The following is a 20838-nucleotide window of genomic DNA, read 5'->3' as shown; positions in this document are numbered from 1 at the left end:
CCTATCCGATGTTCGACAGTTTCAGCAGCAGGCGCAGGTCGTTGAGCAAGTCCTTGCCCTTGACCTTGGCGTCGTAGCGCAGCACCAGGTTGCCGTGGGGGTCGACGATCCACAGTTGAGCCTCGCCGGGCGCCGCGGCGTTCCTGGCAAAGGTCGACACATCCAGCGGGTAGCGCTGCAGTTGTGGGTATTCAGCCTTGAGCTTGGCCTCGTAGTCGGTGCTCAGCGGTTGCGCAGCCGCCAGGGCATGATTGGCGCGGGACGCATCACGGCCAAGGCTGATTTGCAGCTGGCGCGCCAGGTACACCAGTTGTTGGCAATCGGCGGCGCAGGCGGTGGGTGCAGTGACCAACAGTTGCCACCGACCTTCGCCGGCCTGCACGCCGATATCGGCACGGGTCTGGCCGTTGCCGATCAGTTCACCGTGATAGCTGCGGCTGTCCGGCACCCAGAACTGCAACTTGTACATGAAGGTGGCCAGCGCCATCGGACCGATCACCATCATGAGGATCAAAATCAGCTGCCAGCGCCCTTTGCGCCGGTCCGGCGTTTCAGACGTGCTGGGTGGATTCATGGCCGCTCCCATGGGGCTTCTCCTTTTTGTTGTGCCATCCGAGGTAGAGGTAAAGCACCAGCAACGCCAGTGCCATGGCGAACCACTGCACGGCGTAGGCCAAGTGTTTTTCCGGGCCCATGGCAACGATTGGCCAGGTGGTTTCGTACGTACCGGGGCCCGCTTCGGCACGTAGTTCGTAGGCAAAGCCGCTGCGCCCCAGCTCGCTCCACAGCGCGGCGGGATGCAGTGCAGTGAGCAAGCGTGGCCATTGCGCGCTGGCAGGGTCGGGATGCAGCTGGAAGGTCTCGCCGGGGGCGACGTACACCCACGCGTCGAGATTCAATGCCTGCTCAGGCGTGGAGAAGGCCGGCGGCGTGCGCCGGTCCGGCCACGGCAACCAGCCACGATTAAGCAGTAGCCACAGGCCGCTGGCCTGGTCCTGAAAGGGTTGCAGCAGCTCGACACCCGCCTTGCCGTCACGCATACGGTTATCCAGCAATACGCTGTGCGCAGCGTCTAATTGCCCGCGAAGATGGACGCGGCGAAAGGCAGGGTCGGCCATATCATTGAGCTGCGCGCTGCTGATCGGCTCGGCAGCGCGGCGCTCGGCATAACGCTCCACCAGCAGCTGTTTTTCATGCCCACGGGACAGTTGCCAGAACCCCAGGCTCACCATGAGCGGCAGCAACACCAGCACCACCAGCGTCGGCGCGATACCTGGACGAAAGCGCTGCATGGCACTGGCTATACTGGATCTCATCGCCCCTCCCTCTGTAGCCCTGGAGCCAGACCATGCTCAAAGCAGCCATTGCCATGATGCTGATCGCGACTGTCGTGAGCCTGTTCAGTGGCCTGTTCTTCCTGGTCAAGGACGAGGGCAACTCCAACCGCCTCGTCACTGCCTTGACCGTGCGTGTGGTACTGGCCGTGATCACCGTGGGCTTGATCGCCTGGGGCTTTTTCAGCGGCCAACTGGTCTCTCATGCGCCTTGGTAATCCGCCTCACAGCACATAAACAAAGAAAAACAACCCGATCCACACCACGTCCACAAAGTGCCAATACCAACTGGCCGCCTCGAAGCCGAACTGGTGCTCGGCGTTGAAATGCCCACGCAGGATGCGCATCAGCATCACGAATAAAATGATGGTGCCGATGGTTACGTGGGCGCCGTGAAAGCCCGTTAGCATGAAGAACGTGGCGCCGTATACCCCTGAACCCAGAGTCAGGCCCAGTTCTTTATAGGCGTGGATGTACTCCTCGGCCTGGAACCCGAGAAACGCCAGGCCCAGCAGCACGGTGATCGCCAGCCAGATCTTCAGCGCACCCCGATGGCCTTTACGCAGGGCATGGTGGGCGATGGTGATGGTCACGCTGGAACTCACCAGCAGGATGGTATTCACCAACGGCAGGCCCCACGGGCTGATGGTGCCTTCAGGCGCAGGATAGAGCTTGGGGTCAGGGTTATTGAGCAAGGGCCAGGCGAACTCGAAGTTCGGCCACAGCATATGCGCAACGCCTTTAGAGCCCTCACCTGCCAGCCACGGCGCCGACATGTGCCGCACATAAAACAGTGCACCGAAGAACGCGATAAAGAACATCACCTCCGAAAAGATGAACCAGGTCATGCCCCAGCGAAACGAGCGGTCCATTTGCGCGCTGTACAGCCCGTCGCGACTTTCCTTGATCACAGCACCGAACCAGCCAAACAGCATGTAGGCCAATAACAGACCGCCGACGAAAAAGATCCACGGCCCGTGGGATTCGGGGCGCGCAGCCTTCAAGTCGTTGAACCACACCGCCAGGCCGTACACGGTGACCAGCAGGCCAATCGTGGCAATTATCGGCCATTTGCTTTGCGCTGGTACGTAGTACGTATCATGAGTCGACATGTATTCGCTCTCCTGATTGAGGGGGCAAACAGTAGCTAGCCCCCGGTCCTCGCGGCCACCGGCGGTTGGCGCGCAGTGATATCGAACAGCGTGTACGCCAGGGTCAAATGCTTCACATCCTTGGGCATCGCCCGATCGACGATAAAACGCACCGGCATCTCGATACGCTCACCCGGCTGAAGCACTTGCTGGGTGAAGCAAAAGCATTCGGTCTTGTGGAAATACATGGCCGCTTCGGCCGGGGAAATACTCGGGATCGCCTGGGCGGTCATCGGCTTATTGGTGGGGTTGTAAGCCACGAACAGCATCTCGTTGACCGCCCCCGGGTTGACCACAATCTCATCGGCCTTGGAATGAAATTCCCAGACCATGTCGATGGCGTTGGTGGACAGAAACTGCACCCGAACCTGACGTGAGGGGTCGACCATTTGCTCGCCCTCGTACTGCCCGGCGGTCTTGCCATTGATGCCGAAGGCCTTGCACATCACGTCGTAGATCGGCACCAGCGCGAAGCCGAAGGCGAACATCGCCAGTACCAGGATCAGCAGGCGGGTGACCAGGCGTTTGATCGGTACGGACTCAGCCATGACACTCACCCAAGGCTGGTGCGCCCCTCCCACATGGACCGCGTTCGCAACACACAGAGGTATTCATTTGACCTCCGGCGGTGTGGTGAAGGTGTGATACGGCGCGGGCGAGGGCACGCTCCATTCCAGGCCCTCGGCGCCATCCCAGGGCTTGGCCGGTGCCGGCGTACCCCCACGGATGCACTTGATGACAATGAACAGGAAGAAGATCTGTGTGGCGCCGAACATAAAGGCACCAATGGACGAAACCATGTTGAAGTCGGCGAATTGCAGGTTGTAGTCCGGCACCCGCCGCGGCATACCCGCCAGCCCTACAAAGTGCATGGGGAAGAACGCCATGTTCATGCCCACGAAAGACAGCCAGAAATGCAACTTGCCCAGGGTTTCGTCGTACATGTGGCCAGTCCATTTCGGCAGCCAGTAGTAGGCCGAAGCGAAGATCCCGAAGATCGCGCCGGGCACCAGTACGTAATGGAAGTGCGCCACCACAAAGTAGGTGTCGTGGTACTGGAAGTCCGCCGGGGCAATCGCCAGCATCAGCCCGGAGAAGCCGCCAATGGTGAACAGGATCACGAAGGCCACCGCAAACAGCATCGGCGTCTCGAACGTCAGCGAGCCCTGCCACATGGTGCTGACCCAGTTGAATACCTTCACCCCCGTGGGCACGGCGATCAGCAGGGTGGCATACATGAAGAACAACTCACCCACCAGCGGAATGCCCACCACGAACATGTGGTGCGCCCAGACGATAAACGACAGGAACGCGATGCTCGCCGTGGCGTAGACCATCGAGGTGTAGCCAAACAGCGGCTTGCGCGAGAAGGTCGGGATGATCGAGCTGACGGCGCCAAACGCCGGCAGAATCATGATGTACACCTCGGGATGGCCAAAGAACCAGAACACATGCTGGAACAGCACCGGATCACCGCCACCGGCCGCGCTGAAGAAGCTGGTACCGAAGTGGATATCCATCAGCATCATGGTCACGCAGCCCGCCAGCACCGGCATCACCGCGATCAGCAGGAACGCAGTGATCAGCCAGGTCCACACGAACAAGGGCATTTTCATCAAGGTCATGCCGGGGGCACGCAGATTGAGGATGGTGGCGACCACGTTGATCGCGCCCATGATCGAACTGATGCCCATCAGGTGGATGGCAAAGATAAAGAACGTCACGCTTTCCGGCGCATAGGTGGTGGAAAGCGGCGCATAGAAAGTCCAACCGAAGTTCGGCCCGCCACCGGGGCTGAACAAGGTGGAAACCAGCAGCAGGAACGCCGCCGGCAGCAGCCAGAAGCTGAAATTGTTCATGCGCGGCAGGGCCATGTCCGGCGCGCCGATCATCAGCGGGATCATCCAGTTGGCCAGCCCGACGAAGGCCGGCATCACCGCGCCGAACACCATGATCAAGCCGTGCATGGTGGTCATCTGGTTGAAAAACGCCGGTTGCACGATCTGCAGACCCGGCTGAAACAGCTCGGCGCGGATCACCATGGCAAACGAGCCACCGAGCAGGAACATGGTGAAGGCAAACCACAGGTACATCGTGCCGATGTCTTTGTGGTTGGTGGTCAGCACCCAGCGCATCAAGCCTTTGGCGGGGCCGTGGGCATGGTCGGCATGACCGTGGTCAATCACAGTGCTCATGGCCGTTCTCCTGCAAGCGAGTGAGCGGGGCGATTCAGGGTATTGGCGTTGAAAGTAGTCATTTGCTTTCGGCCTGTTTCAAAGCCAGCACGTCTTTGGGCGTGACCATGTCGCCTTTGTTATTGCCCCAGGCGTTACGCTCGTAAGTCACCACGGCGGCGATATCCACTTCCGAGAGTTGTTTGCCGAAGGCTGCCATCGCGGTGCCGGGCTTACCGTGGAAGACGATGCCCAGGTGATCGGCGGCGGGGCCGGTAGCGATTTTCGAGCCCTTGAGCGCCGGGAACATCGGCGGCAAACCTTGGCCCTCAGCCTGGTGACAGGCAACACAGGTGGTGTGATAGACCTTGTCGCCACGGGCCACCAGTTCGTCCAGCGTCCACTCTTTGGAGGTCAACTCCTTGAGCTTGGCCGCTTCTTCCTTGCGCTCGCCGAGCCAGGTGTCGTAGTCGGCCCTGGACTTGACCTCGACCACGATGGGCATGAAGCCGTGGTCCTTGCCGCAAAGCTCGGCGCACTGGCCGCGGTAGATGCCGGGTTTCTCGACACGGGTCCAGGCCTCGTTGACGAAGCCCGGGATGGCATCGCGCTTGACCGCAAAGGCCGGCACCCACCAGGAGTGGATCACGTCGGCGGCGGTCACCAGAAAGCGCACCTTGGCACCCACCGGCAACACCAGCGGCTGGTCGACTTCCAACAGGTAATGTTCGCCCTTGGTGGCCTGGTTATGAATCTGCTCGGCGGGCGTGGCCAGGTTGCTGAAGAACTCCACATCCTGGCCCAGGTATTTGTAGTGCCACTTCCACTGGTAGCCGGTGACCTGGATATCGATATCCGACTCACTGCTGTCGTAGATGTTGATCAGGGTCTTGGTCGCCGGAATCGCCATGGCCACCAGGATCAGCAGAGGCACGACCGTCCAGAGAATTTCCACCGTGGTGCTCTCGTGGAACTTGGCCGCGACCTGGCCCGTGGATCGCCGGTGCAAAATCATCGACCAGAACATCGCGCCAAACACGACGATGCCGATCACCACACAGATCCAGAAAATGGTCATGTGCAGGTCAAACACGGCGTGACTGACTTCAGTAGCCCCTGGCGCCATATTCGTTGTCCAGGCGGCGTGCGCCTGGCCGAATACCGACCACAACAGGAGGCCCATCCATACGTGTGGATGTCGCGTCATTGCGGGTTCCCCTTTATGTTTCTTGTTATCCCGCCGGTTTGCACCTGCGGCCAAGGGAGCGGCTTCCATACTGCTTACAACCGCCAAGCCTTGCCTGCGCCATGCAGTTGGGCGTCATCAGCTAATTGCGTACAAAATCGAGTATAGACAGCCCTAGCAACCCCGCAATGTGTGGGGGCAAATGAATAGAAACAGACAGACGGACCCCGTAAAATGGGCGGCGGAATCGTTTATCCGACGAACGATGGCATTTCGATATAACGCCTGCGTATAACCATGAAATAATTATGACAAATGCGTCTTAGGCGCTCGTATAAACGAACTACCTTATCCTCTCCCTTTTCCTACGCCTGTTTCACTGGAGCCTTCATGAACACCGCCGCATTGCGCGAGCAGATTTCCCGTGCCCATCAACACGAAGCCAGCACCGGCCAACTTGCCACTCAGTTGGGACAACAATTGCCGCACCTGCACTCGGCCATTTCCCTGGCTGACGGTGATCGCAACATCGTTATGACGCGCTTTGTCACCGCTTACATCGACCTGGTTCCCGATTTGCTGGACGCGGCCAATGACGTGGCCCGCGAGGCCGGAATTGAAAGCCAGATCAAGCCGGTGCTGAAAATCGCCGAACACTTCTTCCTGCAACCCCCCGCGATCCTGGCCGGCCACGAAGGTCTGGACGGCCTGCTGGACGAAGCTTACCTGGCCCATCGCTTGGTGGAGGAGGTCAACGATCTGTATATCAAGCATTTCGGCCAGCCGTTGATTCCGGCGGATACCACCGTGGCCAACGTGATTGCCCATCAATTGATCGGCGAAACATTCGCCAACCAATTGGATGAAGCCGTACACCATGCGGTGGATGAAATGCTCAACGAAGACAGCTTTGCGCTGGAGTCGGTCGAGGCCTATCGCGAACAGCTCAAAAGCCCGGAAACCGAAGCGGCGTGGAAGCGCTGGCCATGCCTGTCACGCCAGCTTGGGGTTGAGCTGACGCTGGATCAGATGGCGTAAATTTCAGATCCGATAAAGATCCAATGTGGGAGCCGGGCTTGCCCGCGATGGTGGTGGGTCAGTCAGCTAATTTGTTGGCTGACACTACGCCATCGCGGGCAAGCCCGGCTCCCACAATTTTTTGGCGCTCAGACAGGCGCTGATCCTATCCCCACCGTCGTACGCACCCGGCCTTCCAGCCGGCGCTTCAATCCCCGTGCCTCGATCACCAGCGTCGAGCCCTTGGCCGCATTGGCCCGTCCCCACTCCTCCAGCAACTCCAGACAAGAGTGGTCGATGTAACTCAAGTTACTCAGCGGAACATGCAACGTGGTCCCCGCAGGCACCGCCGACAGCACCTGAGTCAGCGCCGGCACTTTCAGAAAGGTCGCCGCACCCGTCAAGCGCAGCTCCATCTCCCCCTCTTGAGGCAGGTCGATCAAGCTGACTTTCAGCCGCGAAGCCTTGAAGGCCAGTTTGAGCAGCGTAAGTCCGAAGCCCACCAGCACACCGGTCAGCAAGTCGGTGAAGATGATCGCCAGTGCCGTGGCCGCATAGGTGAACATCGGCATCCGCCCGTAACGCCCCAGCGCCTTGAACGCCTTGACGTCCACCAGCTTGATCCCGGTGTACACCAGCACACCCGCCAGGCTCGCGACCGGAATGCTTTGCAGCACGCTCGACAGCAAGAGCACGAAACCGAGCAACCACAGGCCATGGAACATCGCCGACAACCGAGTGGTGGCCCCGGCCTGGACGTTGGCCGAGCTGCGCACGATCACGCCGGTCATCGGCAGGGCACCCACCAGGCCGCAGAGCATGTTGCCGACACCTTGGGCAGACAATTCCTTATCGAAATCGGAACGCTGGCCGCTGTGCATACGATCCACCGCTGCGGCAGACAGCAGGGTTTCGGCGCTGGCGATAAACGCTACGGCGAAAGCTGCGATCAATAGCTGTGGGTCGGCTAGGTTGAGCAGATCGCTGGGGCGCAGCCAGTCAATGGCATCCGCGAGATTTTCCGGGACCTCCACGCGCTTGACCTGCAGGGCCAGCACCAGGCTGGTGACGGTCGCCAGCCCCACCCCCAGCAGGGCGCCCGGCACAAAACGCAATTGCCGCGGGCGGAATTTGTCCCACAGGTACATGACCAACATGGTCGACAGACCGAGCAGGCCGGCCTGCCACCCGAGCCCGCCACCCAGGGTCGGAAGCGCTTCAGCCACCGCCGCCGGGAAGCCTGCCAGGTTATCCAGCCCGGATGGCTTGGGCGCCCCATCGAGCATCACATGGATCTGCGAAAGCACAATCAACACGCCGATCCCCGCCAACATGCCGTAGACAACCGCCGGCGCGGTGACACGAAACCAGCAACCCAGGCGCAAGCGCCCGGCCACCAGCTGCAGGAAGCCGGCCAGCAGCAGGATCGGCCCCAGCATCATCATGCCGTGTTGGCGCACCAGTTCGAACACCAGTACCGCCAAACCAGCCGCCGGGCCGCTGACTTGCAGCGGCGACCCAGCCAACCAGCCCACCACCAGGCCACCGATGATCCCGGTGATCAGCCCCTTGGCCGGCGGCATACCGGATGCGATCGCAATGCCCATGCACAGCGGCAAGGCAACCAGAAAAACAACCACCGAGGCGAGCAGCTCTCGTGGCAAAACAGCTTTCAATTGAGCAGCACGCATGATGACTCTCCCGAGGCATTCGCCGGGCGCGGTAAAGCCTGGCTGCGTCCATGGCAGCCACCGCGTTACCCGGCAGGGAAGTGTTTTAGAAGCGCGCTTTAGGCGTCGCTGAAGGGATCGGCTCGGTGCCGTTCAGCGGTCGGAACGCCGCTTTGTCCGCATCGTAGGCCCGAATTTCGCTGGTCTCGATGTTGTAGATCCAGCCATGGATAAACAAATGACCATTGGCCATGCGCGAAGCCACGGAAGGGTGGGTGCGCAAATGTTGCAGTTGGGCGATAACGTTTTCTTCGGTCAGCACCGCCATGCTCTCGCCTTCGTTGGCGCAGTCGCAGTTGTCATGGACCATGGTCTTGGCGACCTCGGCGTGACGCAGCCATGCCTTGACCGTCGGCATCTTTTCCAGGCTGTCTGGGTTGAGTACCGCGCGCATCGCGCCGCAGTCGGAGTGCCCACACACAATGATGTGCTGTACGCCAAGGGCAAGCACCGCATACTCGATGGCCGTGGAGACGCCACCGTTCATTTGGCCGTAGGGAGGCACCACGTTACCGACGTTACGGGTCACGAACAGGTCGCCCGGGGAGCTTTGGGTAATCAGCTCGGGCACGATGCGCGAGTCGGCGCAGGTAATGAACATTGCCCGCGGGCTCTGGGCCGTGGCAAGTTTCTTGAAGAGTTCTTCCTGCTGGGGGAAGACGTCGTGATGGAAATGCAAAAAACCGTCAACGATGTGTTGCAGCGCTGCATCGGCGGACTCCGCCACAGGGGCTGAAGCCGACGCAGCCAACGGCTGTTTATCCTTGTCACTCATGATTCATCCTCTTGATCAATGCAGGGGAGGGTTCAGGTCAGTTCGACGCCAGGGCACTGAAATAGTTGTAAAAACCACCGCAGACCAGGGCACCGACTCGTCAGTCACTCGCTGAACAAGGTAACCGCTGAAACTTAACTCAAACTGAATGAAACGCTCTAGATCGCGGGTTTCATTGATGTCAAAAGGCGACTATTCCTACGGTAAATTCACCGCCATCTTCTTCAGTTTACAACAATGCCATCTGTCTGCCCGGGGGGCAGAATGCGGTGCAATCCAGGTTGAATCCTTCGCGTCGATTCAGCCCCAAACGCTTGATCGCCTTGCTGAAGCGTTGAGCCAGCAAATCGGCAAAGGGCCCTTCACCCCGCATGCGCACACCGAAGCGGCTGTCATACACCTCACCGCCGCGTACCTGACGCACCAGGCTCATCACATGAGCCGCACGCTGCGGGTAGTGTGCCGCCAGCCACTCCTCGAACAGCGGCGCCACTTCCAACGGCAGGCGCAGCATCATGTACGCCGCGCTTTGCGCACCGGCCGCATGAGCCTCGGCCAGCAGGCTTTCCAGCTCACTGTCGTTGATCATCGGAATCATCGGTGAGCACAGCACACCCACCGCAATACCTGCGTCGCGCATCACCCGAATGGCCCGCAACCGCGCCTTGGGCGCCGCCGTGCGTGGCTCCAGGATGCGCTTGAGCTCGTCATCCAGGCTGGTGAGGCTGATCATCACCGCCACCAGGCGCTGACGGGCCAACTCGGTGAGCAGGTCCAGATCACGCAGGATCAGCGAGCCCTTGGTGATGATCGTCACCGGGTGACGGTAGCGTAGCAGCACTTCAAGGGTTTGCCGCGTGATCCTGTATTCGCGTTCGATAGGCTGGTACGGATCGGTGTTAGAGCCCAGGTTGATCGGCGCGCACACATAGCCAGGCTTGGACAGCTGCTGCTCCAGCACATCGGCCGCATTGCTCTTGGCAATCAGCCGGGTCTCGAAGTCGAGCCCCGGGGACATGTCCCAATAGGCATGGCTGGGCCGCGCGTAACAATAGATGCACCCATGCTCACAACCACGGTAAGGGTTGATCGAGCGATCAAACGGCAAGTCCGGCGAGTTGTTGCGGGTGATGATGGTCTTGGCCGTTTCGATACGCACTTCGGTGCCTTGAGTGGGCGGCACTTCCTTGTACCAGCCATCGTCCTCGGCCACGCTGAGCGTAGGTGCAAACCGGTTGTGCAGGTTGGTGGCCGTACCCCGACCCCGGGGCGGCAGCGCAGTAGTCATGAAAACGCCTCGATACTGTTTTTATATACAGTATCGAGGCGCGGGGTTGCTGACCAGTGCCGTTGGGCGGCTAGAGTGGGATCAGTGCTTTTGCGTCACCTGCCCCAGATCATCACCCGACGTAGTGCGCATATCGCTTTTGCGCAGGCCTGCCACATCGCTGGCGTTTACCGGCGCACCTTGGTTACCCCAGCTGCCACGGATAAAACTGACCACATCGGCTACTTCCTGGTCCGACAGGCGCCAGGCGAACGCCGGCATGGTGAAGGTGGACGGCGCGGTATGCGTCGCCGGCAAGGTACCGCCGTTCAACACAATGTTGATCAACGACGTGGCGTCCGCCGTCTGCACTACAGGGTTACCCGCCAACGCCGGGAACACCCGCGTATAGCCATGACCATCGGTGCGGTGGCAGGCCGCGCAGTTGTCGATATACACCGAGGCGCCCGGTTTGCTGTCATCACCTTTCCAAAGCGCCTCGGCCACCTGCTTGTCGTACTGGTGCGGCTGATCCTTGGGGTCCACCGCCGGCAGGCTCTTGAGGTAACGGGCGATAGCGGTCAAGTCATCTTCTGACATGTACTGCATGCTGTGGACGACAACATCGCTCATACCACCGAACACCGCACTGCGGTCACTGCGACCGGTCTTGAGAAACTGCACCAGTTGCTCTTCGCTCCAGCTGCCGAGGCCGTCCTTGTGGTCGCCACGCAGGCTTTTCGCAATCCAGCCCTCCAACGGCGCGCTGCCGGACAGGAAGTCGTTGCCGTCAGTGGCGCTCAGGGCTTTTTCCTGCATGGTCAGGGCACGCGGCGTATGGCAGGCGCCGCAGTGTCCCAGGCCTTCCACCAAATACGCGCCACGGCTGATCACCGGATCCGCTGCGGCTGGTGACGGTTGCGCCTCGACCGCCGGCGCAAACATCCAGCGCCACGCGGCCAACGGCCAACGCATACTCAAAGGCCAGGGGATATCGCTGTCCTTGTTCTCTTGGACGACCGGCTCGACGCCCTTCATGAAGTACGCATACAGCGCTTGCATATCGCTATCGCTGACACGCGCGTAGGACGGATAGGGCATCGCCGGGTAAAGCGTACTGCCGTTCTTGGCGACGCCATGGCGCACAGCCTTGTCGAAGTCTTCGAAGCTGTAGTCGCCCAGGCCGGTCTTGTCTGGGGTGATGTTGGTGGAATAGATCACGCCGATGGGCGTTTCCATCGGCAGGCCACCGGCGAAGGGTTTGCCGCCTTTGGCGGTGTGGCAAGCCACGCAGTCGCCGGCACGTGCCAGGTATTCACCCTGCTTGATCAAGTCAGATTCCGCAGCGCTCACCGAGCAGCTGCTGAAGAGCGCCAGGGAGGCGATAACGAGTGCTTTCATGGTCATCGCTCCTTATGCCTGAACCAGTGGGCCGGGGTTTTTCAGGTACTGCTCGCGGATTGCTCGAGCTGACCAATAGGTCAAAGCTGCCACCAGGCCGGTAGGGTTATAGCCCAAGCCCTGTGGGAAAGCAGACGCGCCCGGGACGAACACGTTGTGCACATCCCAACACTGCAGGTAGCGGTTCAACGCACTGGTTTTCGGGTCGGTGCCCATGATGGCGCCACCGTTGAGGTGGGTGGTCTGGTAAGAGGCGGTATTGAAGTGATCACCGACTTTTTTACCCAACACGGCGATGGCCTTGGGGTTCATCGCCTGTGCGACCTTGCCCATTTTCTCGACCATGAAGCGGTTCATCTTGATGTCGTTTTCCTGCCAGTCGAAGGTCATGCGCAGCAGCGGCAGGCCGTAGGCATCGCGGTAAACCGGATCCAGATCCAGGTAGTTACTCCGGTAGGATTGATGGGCACCGTGGGCATCCATCGACACCTGGTGGGTGTAGTAATCGGCGGTGGCACGCTTCCAGGCGCTGCCCCAGGCCGGCGTGCCCGGCGGGTTGGAAGTACCGGCAATCGGCCGGCTGCCCGCCTGGTTGACCCACATCGGCGAGCCCCCCACGAAGCCGTGGGGGCCGTGGTCGAAGTTGTCGGCGTTGAAGTCGTCGATGGCCACGCCATTGCCGCCCGCGCCAATGAAGTTGTTGGTGTGGGTGTCCTTATCAAAGAACGCCTTGATGGTGCCCATGTTCTGGTAGGCGAAGTTGCGGCCCACCACGCCCTCATTGGTAATCGGGTCGTAGGGTTTGCCGATGCCCGACAACAACATCAGACGCACGTTGTGGAACTGGAACGCGCCGAGAATCACCAGGTCTGCCGGCTGTTCGCATTCGCGGCCCTGGGCATCGATATAGGTCACGCCGGTGGCTTTTTTCTTGGTGCTGTCGAGGTTGACCTTGAGTACGTGGGAATTGGGCCGCAACTCGAAGTTGGGCACCTGGCGCAGGGCCGGCAGGATGTTCACGTTCGGCGACGCTTTGGAATACATGTAGCACACGTAGCCACTGCAAAAGCCGCAGAAATTGCACGGCCCCATCTGCGCGCCGTAGGGGTTGGTGTATGGCCCCGACGTATTGGCCGAAGGCAGGTTGTAAGGCTTGTAACCCACCTCCGTCGCTGCTTTCTGAAACAGTTGTGCGGAGACCGTATTCTTCTGCGCCTCCAACGGGAACGGGTTGGAGCGATCCGGCGCGTAAGGGTTGCCCCCACGGCCTTCGCCTACCAACTGGCCCTTGACCGTCCAGGCCTGCCCGGAGGTACCGAAGACTTTTTCCGCATAGTCGAAAAACGGCTCCAGCTCTTCATAGCTGACGCCGAAATCCTGGATGGTCATGTCCTTGGGAATGAAGTTCTTCCCGTAGCGTTCCTCGTAATGGCTGCGCATACGCAACTCGATCGGATCGACACGAAAATGCACGCCCGACCAGTGCAGCCCCGCACCGCCCACGCCATTACCCGGCAGGAACGCACCGAGTTGACGGTTGGGCAAGGCCACATCATTCACACTATGGCGAATGGTTACTGTCTCTTTGGAAATGTCCTGGAACAGCTTCTTACGCACGCTGTAGGTCAATTCGTCGATGACCTGGGGATAGTTGCCGTCCGGATAAGTGTCCTGCATCGGGCCGCGCTCCAGCGCTACCACGTTGAGGCCTGCTTCCGTCAGCTCCTTGGCCATGATCGCGCCGGTCCAGCCGAAGCCTACAATCACTGCATCCACTTTCTTCATGATGGTCGCCACGTTTATGCCCTCTCGCCGCGAATGGAAACAGCCGGGAAGGGGTATTGCTCGTTGCGTTCCACCCAATCCATGAAGTCGGCGCGGGCGCCGGGGAAGCCGATCATGGTCCAGCCGACCATGCCTTTATTGCCGCCATGGATCGGGTCGCAGAAGAAACCTTCCTTGGTGTTTTGCAGCAACAGGTTAAAGAACATCTTTGGCGGCACGGCGTCGAAATGCGCGGCAACTTCGCTGCCGCCAGCCTCCAGACGGCGCAACATATCGTCTCGGGTAGCGCTGTCTTGCGCAGCAAAAGCCTTGCCGTTGAACGCTTTCGACCAAGCGTCCGTTGCGGCGATACCCAGGCGATAGATTTCCTTGGGTACCAATTTGCTCTGCCAGCCCATTTCCGGCGGCGCATCGGCGTTGAAGGGACCTTGCATGAACCACAGGGCGCCGCTGGCGTAGGGCGTGCTCATCTGACGGTCGATGTATTCCGGCGCGCCAGCTTCCAGTGCGCCAGGGCCTTGGGCATCAGCCGGAATCAAGCGCTCGACGGCGGCGTTGATGAACGCCCATTCCTCGGCCGTGAAATAGCTCGGCTCATAGGCTTTATCGCTCGTCGCAGGTTTGGCCGGCGCCGCTTGGGCAGGCTCCGGCGTGGCCATCAGCATCGAACCACCCAGGCCGGTGCTGGCAACCGTGACCACCGGGATCAAGGTCAAGGATTTGCGTAGAAAGTCACGCCGGGGGTTGTCTTGATCTTGATCAGACATGGGTACACCTCATCATGTGGTCACGGGTTTATCCGCCGCTTCTGGGAGCAGCGTGAAGGCTTGCCAAGCAATGGGATCCAAAAACATAGAACACATTGGCAAACAATAGTTACAAATGATAGCAGGCTAAGAATTGAGAAGAGTCGATTCAGCGAGAAAAACACCGGATCAGATCGGATGAATCACAATTCTTTGACGAAGACCTCACGCGACATTGACCGCCCTTAAGTGACTCTGCGGCCCATCAGCCACTTCCTTATTCGGTCACACTGTCCATGTTCAACACACGATTACTGCCTATCCTCGGCTTGGCGGTCATGGCCCTGTTCAACACACTTCAAGCCCAGGCCGATGACGCGGTCTCGATCCGCTCACCGGAATGGGCCCAACCAGTGGGTGACCAATACAACCTGCATCAAATGACACCCACGCTCTATCGCAGTGCATTGCCAGACGGTGATGCGCTGCCCATTTTGGAAAAACTCAAAATCGCTACCGTCATCAACTTTTTGCCGGAATCTGATGCGCAGTGGCTTAAATCATCTGATATCAAACAGGTGCAGTTGAGCTATCGCACCAACCATGTCGACGATTCCGACGTGTTGGCGGCGATCAGAGCGATTCAGACAGCAGAAGCAGATGGCCCGGTGTTGATGCACTGCAAGCACGGCGCCGACCGGACCGGCCTGATGGCAGCGATGTATCGAGTGGTGGTTCAGGGATGGAGCAAGGAGGACGCGCTGAACGAGATGACCTTGGGTGGTTTCGGCAGCAGCAATGGCTTCAAGGACGTGGTTCGCTACATGATGAAAGCCGATGTCGACAAGTTGCGTACAGCTTTGGCGAATGGCGATTGCAGCACCAGTGCGTTCGCGTTGTGCTCAATGAAAGACTGGGTCACCACGACGGGTAAGGAAGAGAAAAAACTGTAGGAGCGAGCTTGCTCCTACAGTGAGTCAGGTTTTAGTCTTTTTTGAGCTTCGGGTTAGGAAAGAATTGCACCGCCTGCACTTTCGGATCCGCCGGCGCTTTCAACGCAGACGTATTGACCCGCGTGCCCAGCTCCTTGGGCACCGACAAGCCTTGATCATTCAGCGTATCGGTATACCCGCAGGCCACGCATTCGCGGTGCGGCACGTTGTCTTCGGTCCACATCTTCAATTTGTCCGGCTCACTGCACGCCGGGCAGACCGCCCCGGCGATAAATTGCTTTTTGGTAATCACAGGCGCTTCACTCATGCTGCCGCGTCCTCACTCAGGCCGCTGTGGCGCAAGAGTGCGTCAATCGACGGCGCCCGTCCGCGGAAGTCGACGAACAGCACCATCGGCGCCTGGGAACCGCCACGCGCCAGGATCGCTTCGCGAAACGCACGCCCGGTCTGGGCATTGAGCACACCGTCTTCTTCGAACTTGGAGAAGGCGTCGGCCGAGAGCACTTCGGCCCATTTGTAGCTGTAGTAACCCGCCGCATAACCACCGGCGAAGATGTGCGCGAAGCTGTTGGGGAAGCGGTTGTAGGCCGGCGGACGCATCACCGAGACTTCATCGCGTACACCTTCAAGCACCTGCGCCACGCTGCGGCCATCGCCATGAGTGGCGTGCAGCTCAAAGTCGAACAACGAGAACTCGAGCTGACGCACCATCATCAGGCCGGACTGGAAATTCTTCGCCGCGAGCATTTTTTCCAGCAGGTCCTGGGGCAATGGCTCGCCCGTTTCGTAGTGGCCGGAGATCAGCGCCAGACCCTCGGGCTCCCAGCACCAGTTCTCCATGAATTGGCTCGGCAATTCCACCGCGTCCCACGCCACGCCGTTGATCCCGGATACACCGGCGTGCTCGACGCGAGTCAGCAGGTGATGCAGGCCGTGGCCGAATTCGTGGAACAGGGTGGTGACTTCATCGTGGGTCAGCAGCGCAGGCTTGCCGCTGTCGGCTGGCGTGAAGTTGCACACCAGGTTGGCGACCGGGCTTTGCAGCACACCATCGACGGTGCGACGACGATCGCGGGCACCGTCCATCCAGGCACCGCCACGCTTGTTGGCGCGGGCATACAGGTCGAAGAAGAAGCGCCCGACATGCTCGCCATTTTCTTTGATTTCAAACAGGCGAACGTCCGGGTGCCAGGTGTCGAAGCCCTTCTGTTCGGCAATCTCGATGCCGTACAGGCGTTGCACAATGGCAAACAGGCCGCCCAGCACCTTGTCGATCGGGAAGTAAGCACGCAGGGCTTCCTGGGACACGCTGTAACGCTGCTCACGCAATTTTTCGCCATAGAAACCGCTGTCCCAGCTTTGCAGGTCGGCGCAGCCTTGTTCGGCGGCGTAAGCCTTGAGCTGTTGCAGATCCTGGGTGGCGAACGGCTTGCTGCGTTTGGCCAGATCCCGCAGGAAGCTCAGCACCTGGTCGCTGGAGTCGGCCATCTTGGTAGCCAGGCTCAGCTCGGCGAAGGACGCGTAACCCAACAATTGGGCCAGTTCCTGACGCAGGTCGAGAATCTGTTCCATCACCGGGCCGTTATCGTTCTGACCGGCATTCGGGCCCTGGTCCGACGCACGGGTGCAGTAGGCCGCGTAGACCTCTTCACGCAGGGCGCGGTCCTGGGCATAGGTCATCACGGCGTAATAGCTGGGGAATTCCAGGGTGATCAGCCAGCCGTCGAGGCCCTTGGCCTGGGCGGCGGCAGCCATTTGCGCCTTGGCCGAGTCGGTCAGGCCGGCGAGGGTGGCTTCATCGGTGACGTGTTTGGTCCAGGCCTGGGTAGCGTCCAGCAACTGGTTGGAGAATTTGCTGCCCAGCTCGGACAGCTTGCTTTGCACTTCGGCGTAGCGCTTTTGCTGCTCCGGCGGCAGGTCGATGCCCGACAGGCGGAAATCGCGCAGGGAATGTTCCAGAATGGTTTTTTGCGCCACGTCGAAACCAGCGGCCTCTGGGCTGTTGGCCAGGGCTTCAAAAGCCTGGAACAGTTCACGGTTCTGGCCCATCTCGGTGGAGTAGGCGCTCAAGGCGGGCAGGCAAGCCTCGTAGGCTTCACGCAACTCGGCGCTGTTGCACACTGCATTGAGGTGGCTGACCGGGCTCCAGGCAGCGCCAAGGCGGTCGTTCAGTTCATCCATGGCCAGGACCAGACCGGCCCATGTCGGATTTTTGCCCTGGCTTTGCAGGATGTCTGCGATAGCCACACGGTTGTCGGCGAGGATCTGTTCGATGGCCGGCTGGACGTGCTCGGCACGGATCGCCGAGAACGGCGGCAGGTCGTAGGACTGCAAAAGAGGGTTGTTCGCGCTCACGGTTGGCACCTTGGCTGAAGAAACATGTAAGAACAAAGATGGGGCCATCTTAATTACAATCAACACCCACCGCAGCTATCAGCAGAAGAGAGAGAGGCTATCGTGACCCTTCGCACCTATCAGAACCACACGCCAACCCTGGGCGCCGGGGCTTTTGTCGATATTTCGGCGGTGGTGATCGGCGATGTCGAAATCGGCCCCGACAGCTCGGTTTGGCCGCTGACGGTGATTCGCGGCGACATGCACCGCATCCGCATCGGCGCACGCACCAGTGTGCAGGACGGCTGCGTGTTGCACATTACCCATGCAGGGCCGTTCAATCCTGATGGTTTCCCGCTGCTGATCGGCGACGACGTGACCATCGCCCACAAAGTCATGCTGCATGGTTGCACGGTGGGCAACCGCGTCTTGATCGGCATGAGCAGCATCGTGATGGACGGTGCCGTGGTCGAGGACGACGTGATCATCGGCGCCGGCAGCCTGGTGCCACCCGGCAAGAAACTCGACAGTGGGTTTTTGTATGTGGGCAGCCCGGTTAAACAGGTCCGCGCGCTGACTGACAAGGAGCGCGCCTTTTTCACCTACAGCGCTGCGAACTACGTGAAGCTCAAAGACCTGCACCTGGCAGAAGGATTCGATCAATGACCCTCAACCACCCAACGGTCCTCTTCGACCTGGACGGCACGCTCACCGATCCGCGTGAGGGCATCACTCGTTCGATCCAGTACGCCCTTGGCAAATTGGGTATCGACGAACCTGACCTGACCAAGCTTGAACACTTCATCGGCCCGCCGCTGCTGCAAGCGTTCATGCAGTTCTACAGTTTCGACGAGGCCAGGGCCTGGGAAGCGGTGAATTTCTACCGCGAGCGCTTCAAGGTCACCGGGCTGTATGAAAACCGCGTATTCGACGGCGTCCTGCCGCTGCTGGAAGACCTGAACAGCCAAGGGCGCCGGCTGTACGTGGCCACCTCCAAACCGTGGGAATTTGCCCGCGAGATTGCGCGGCATTTCGACTTTGCCAAGCACTTCAAGGTGATTTACGGCAGCGAACTGGACGGCACGCGTACCAACAAGGTCGAGTTGATCGCCCACTTGATCCGTGAGGAAGGGCTGGACCCGGCCACTACCTTGATGATCGGTGATCGCAAGCATGACCTGATCGGCGCACGCAGCAATGGGTTGGATTCGGCGGCAGTAGGGTATGGGTTCGGCAGTTTCGAAGAGTTGAGTGCCGAGGCGCCGACCTGGCACTTCGAGACGTTGGCACAGATGCACCAGGCATTTTTGCAGCGCTCTTGAAACCGCTTTCGCGAGCAAGCCCGCTCCCACACTTGAATGTGTTCACATATCAAAATGTGGGAGGGGGCTTGCCCCCGATGAGGCCCTAAGGGCCAACACTCTCCAACTGCCTCAACGCTGCTTTACGCTGCGCAACCGGCAACCCGCCCAACCTTTCCACCGCCTTATAAAACCTCACCCAATCCCCACCCTCCTGCGCAAACAACGCCGCAAACGCCGGCACCCACCGGTCATACAGCCCGAATGGCAGCAGTCGCGCATTGTTCATCGGCTGGTTGATCCAAGCGTCATAGCGCTTGTCGCCACCCCATTGGCTATCACGCATCTGCCGGTATTCAGTGCGCAAGCGCTCGAACTGCACGGCCTTGGCCTGCCGCATCACCTGCGCTGCCAACGGCTGCGCATACAATGCCTCCAGGCGTTTGCGGGTATCGAGAATCAGCCGGATGAATTGATCACGTTGCTTCAACGCCGCATCGCTGACAGGCGCCAGGCCCCGTGCCGCCCGCCACTGACGGGTGCCTTCCTGCTCGACGAACGTGGCGAATGACTCGTTGAACTCGGTGTCATCCTTCACGTAGAAACGCTGGTGGGCCAGTTCGTGGAAGATCAGAGTCGCGAGGCGCTCATCACCCCAACTCATCATCGAACTCATGATCGGGTCGTTGAACCACCCCAGGGTGGAATAGGCTTCGACGCCACCGATCGACACGTCCATGCCTTGTTGCCGCAACAGCGCCGCCTCGCCACGCGCCGCGCCTTGGTTGTAGTAGCCGCGATAGGCAACGCAACCGGCGATAGGAAAGCAGTGGTTTTCAGGAGCCAGAGAAAATTCCTGCGTGGCGAAGACATTCCAGACCACATAGGGCCGGCCGATATCGGCGTATAACCGGTAGCTTTGATTATCAGGCAGATGCAAGTGCTCACTGGCAAAGGTGCGAGCTTTTTGCGATTGCACGAGATGCTCGCGCAATAGTTGAGGGCGAGTCTGGTCGGCGATGACTTCGGCAACCGGCTCCCGGGCCCGCAATAACTGCCACTGACCGCTCGCCAACTGGCTGTAATAACTGACGCTGGAACAACCGCTGAGTAGCACAACCATCAACCCTGGAAGAAAACACCTGATCATGCCCCGACTGCTCCTGGGTGATTTATTCGCCAGACTATCGCGCTTGAACGGAATTTTTCCATGGCGCGGCATGTTTATACTCAAGGCTCTTCTCGCGTTGAGTACCTGCCATGCGTCAGTTTCCATTGCCCGTTGCCGCCCTCCTGCTCAGCGCTTGCACTTCGGCCCCCATCCCGCCTGTCGACCCGCAACAGGCCTGGGTGGATTTCACCACGCCGACGCCGGGCTCCAAATTGGTCATGGCTCAGCGCCTGGACGGGAAAAACCTCAACGACGGGCGCTTCTTCCAAATGCCTCCCGGCCCTCACGAGCTGATGGTGCGCTTTGACTTTGAAGTGCCCGCCGGCGGCGGTTTGGGGGGCCTTAGCCAGATGATGTATCGCACCTGTTTCATGACCCTGCAGTACGACCATTTCCAGGCCGGCCAACGCTATGTGCTCGAAGGTCGCTCGCTGGCGTTCACGCCCAACATCCGGCTGTATGACTCAGCGCGCCAGTTGCTGGCCGAAGAACGCAGCGTCAACTGCATCTGAG

General features: G+C 59.9%; 21 protein-coding genes. 6 read left to right on the top strand and 15 right to left on the bottom strand.

Translation table 11 applies throughout. The features are described 5' to 3' along the window. Position 1: 1 nt before the first annotated feature. Positions 2-586: a hypothetical protein gene (locus PSEBG33_RS26375; RefSeq protein WP_005783430.1), complete on the bottom strand. Its 585-nt coding sequence runs from the start codon at positions 584-586 to the stop codon at positions 2-4. After that, positions 552-1316 carry an SURF1 family protein gene (locus tag PSEBG33_RS26380; RefSeq protein ID WP_005783429.1) on the bottom strand — a complete coding sequence of 255 codons (765 nt, stop codon included), beginning with the start codon at positions 1314-1316 and terminating at the stop codon, positions 552-554. The genes PSEBG33_RS26375 and PSEBG33_RS26380 overlap by 35 nt, the downstream gene beginning before the upstream one ends. A gap of 32 nt (positions 1317-1348) precedes the next feature. Here PSEBG33_RS26380 and PSEBG33_RS26385 point away from each other — a divergent pair, with 32 nt between their 5' ends. Continuing rightward, positions 1349-1552, top strand: a complete 204-nt coding sequence (locus PSEBG33_RS26385) for a twin transmembrane helix small protein (RefSeq protein ID WP_005783428.1) — start codon at positions 1349-1351, stop codon at positions 1550-1552. Between the two features lie 6 nt (positions 1553-1558). Here PSEBG33_RS26385 and PSEBG33_RS26390 read toward each other — a convergent pair whose 3' ends face one another. From PSEBG33_RS26390 to coxB, 4 genes are all read right to left on the bottom strand, one after another. Beyond that, positions 1559-2446, bottom strand: coding sequence for a cytochrome c oxidase subunit 3 (locus tag PSEBG33_RS26390; protein WP_005783427.1), 888 nt, complete (start codon positions 2444-2446; stop codon positions 1559-1561). Positions 2447-2481: 35 nt separating this feature from the next. Beyond that, entirely contained in the window at positions 2482-3033 is a 552-nt protein-coding gene (locus PSEBG33_RS26395) for a cytochrome c oxidase assembly protein (RefSeq protein ID WP_005783426.1), read from the bottom strand. Between the two features lie 63 nt (positions 3034-3096). Continuing rightward, positions 3097-4680, bottom strand: a complete 1584-nt coding sequence (gene ctaD / locus PSEBG33_RS26400) for a cytochrome c oxidase subunit I (RefSeq protein ID WP_005783425.1) — start codon at positions 4678-4680, stop codon at positions 3097-3099. Positions 4681-4738: 58 nt separating this feature from the next. Further along, a complete protein-coding gene (gene coxB, locus PSEBG33_RS26405; RefSeq protein WP_005783424.1) occupies positions 4739-5866 on the bottom strand; it encodes a cytochrome c oxidase subunit II in 1128 nt (375 codons plus the stop codon). Between the two features lie 369 nt (positions 5867-6235). Between coxB and PSEBG33_RS26410 the strand changes: the two genes are divergently transcribed. Further along, positions 6236-6883 carry a hypothetical protein gene (locus tag PSEBG33_RS26410; RefSeq protein WP_005783423.1) on the top strand — a complete coding sequence of 216 codons (648 nt, stop codon included), beginning with the start codon at positions 6236-6238 and terminating at the stop codon, positions 6881-6883. 128 nt (positions 6884-7011) lie between these two features. On the opposite strand, the gene PSEBG33_RS26415 is transcribed toward PSEBG33_RS26410, so the two are convergent. The 6 genes from PSEBG33_RS26415 to PSEBG33_RS26440 form a co-directional block, all read right to left on the bottom strand. Continuing rightward, a complete protein-coding gene (locus tag PSEBG33_RS26415) occupies positions 7012-8553 on the bottom strand; it encodes a SulP family inorganic anion transporter (protein WP_005783422.1) in 1542 nt (513 codons plus the stop codon). An 85-nt stretch (positions 8554-8638) separates the two neighbouring features. Continuing rightward, positions 8639-9367, bottom strand: coding sequence for a carbonic anhydrase (locus PSEBG33_RS26420; protein WP_005783421.1), 729 nt, complete (start codon positions 9365-9367; stop codon positions 8639-8641). A 229-nt stretch (positions 9368-9596) separates the two neighbouring features. Continuing rightward, positions 9597-10655, bottom strand: a complete 1059-nt coding sequence (locus PSEBG33_RS26425; protein WP_005783420.1) for a PA0069 family radical SAM protein — start codon at positions 10653-10655, stop codon at positions 9597-9599. Between the two features lie 81 nt (positions 10656-10736). After that, positions 10737-12035 (bottom strand): cytochrome c, encoded by a 1299-nt coding sequence (locus PSEBG33_RS26430; RefSeq protein WP_005783419.1) that lies wholly within the window; start codon positions 12033-12035, stop codon positions 10737-10739. Between the two features lie 12 nt (positions 12036-12047). After that, a complete protein-coding gene (locus tag PSEBG33_RS26435; protein ID WP_005783418.1) occupies positions 12048-13832 on the bottom strand; it encodes a GMC family oxidoreductase in 1785 nt (594 codons plus the stop codon). A gap of 2 nt (positions 13833-13834) precedes the next feature. Continuing rightward, positions 13835-14587 (bottom strand): gluconate 2-dehydrogenase subunit 3 family protein, encoded by a 753-nt coding sequence (locus PSEBG33_RS26440; RefSeq protein WP_005783417.1) that lies wholly within the window; start codon positions 14585-14587, stop codon positions 13835-13837. A 275-nt stretch (positions 14588-14862) separates the two neighbouring features. Here PSEBG33_RS26440 and PSEBG33_RS26445 point away from each other — a divergent pair, with 275 nt between their 5' ends. Beyond that, the gene (locus tag PSEBG33_RS26445) at positions 14863-15519 is read left to right on the top strand and encodes a dual specificity protein phosphatase family protein (protein ID WP_005783416.1); all 657 of its coding nucleotides are present in this window, start codon (positions 14863-14865) and stop codon (positions 15517-15519) included. Between the two features lie 31 nt (positions 15520-15550). On the opposite strand, the gene PSEBG33_RS26450 is transcribed toward PSEBG33_RS26445, so the two are convergent. Together PSEBG33_RS26450 and prlC are read right to left on the bottom strand one after the other, a co-directional pair. Continuing rightward, the gene (locus tag PSEBG33_RS26450; protein ID WP_005783415.1) at positions 15551-15826 is read right to left on the bottom strand and encodes a YheV family putative zinc ribbon protein; all 276 of its coding nucleotides are present in this window, start codon (positions 15824-15826) and stop codon (positions 15551-15553) included. Next, positions 15823-17922, bottom strand: a complete 2100-nt coding sequence (gene prlC, locus PSEBG33_RS26455; protein WP_194439675.1) for an oligopeptidase A — start codon at positions 17920-17922, stop codon at positions 15823-15825. Before prlC ends, PSEBG33_RS26450 begins: the two co-directional genes overlap by 4 nt. Positions 17923-17976: 54 nt before the next feature. Between prlC and PSEBG33_RS26460 the strand changes: the two genes are divergently transcribed. Both PSEBG33_RS26460 and PSEBG33_RS26465 read left to right on the top strand, forming a co-directional pair. Further along, positions 17977-18519 carry a gamma carbonic anhydrase family protein gene (locus tag PSEBG33_RS26460; RefSeq protein ID WP_005783413.1) on the top strand — a complete coding sequence of 181 codons (543 nt, stop codon included), beginning with the start codon at positions 17977-17979 and terminating at the stop codon, positions 18517-18519. Beyond that, positions 18516-19175, top strand: a complete 660-nt coding sequence (locus PSEBG33_RS26465; protein ID WP_005783412.1) for an HAD family hydrolase — start codon at positions 18516-18518, stop codon at positions 19173-19175. Before PSEBG33_RS26460 ends, PSEBG33_RS26465 begins: the two co-directional genes overlap by 4 nt. Positions 19176-19260: 85 nt before the next feature. Here PSEBG33_RS26465 and PSEBG33_RS26470 read toward each other — a convergent pair whose 3' ends face one another. Then, positions 19261-20304: an aminopeptidase gene (locus tag PSEBG33_RS26470; protein WP_005783411.1), complete on the bottom strand. Its 1044-nt coding sequence runs from the start codon at positions 20302-20304 to the stop codon at positions 19261-19263. Positions 20305-20414: 110 nt separating this feature from the next. Here PSEBG33_RS26470 and PSEBG33_RS26475 point away from each other — a divergent pair, with 110 nt between their 5' ends. After that, the gene (locus tag PSEBG33_RS26475; RefSeq protein ID WP_005783410.1) at positions 20415-20837 is read left to right on the top strand and encodes a hypothetical protein; all 423 of its coding nucleotides are present in this window, start codon (positions 20415-20417) and stop codon (positions 20835-20837) included. Position 20838 lies beyond the last annotated feature (1 nt).

This window comes from Pseudomonas synxantha BG33R (assembly GCF_000263715.2).
GTDB lineage: Bacteria > Pseudomonadota > Gammaproteobacteria > Pseudomonadales > Pseudomonadaceae > Aquipseudomonas > Aquipseudomonas synxantha_A.
This window is presented reverse-complemented; position numbering and strand designations above follow the sequence as displayed.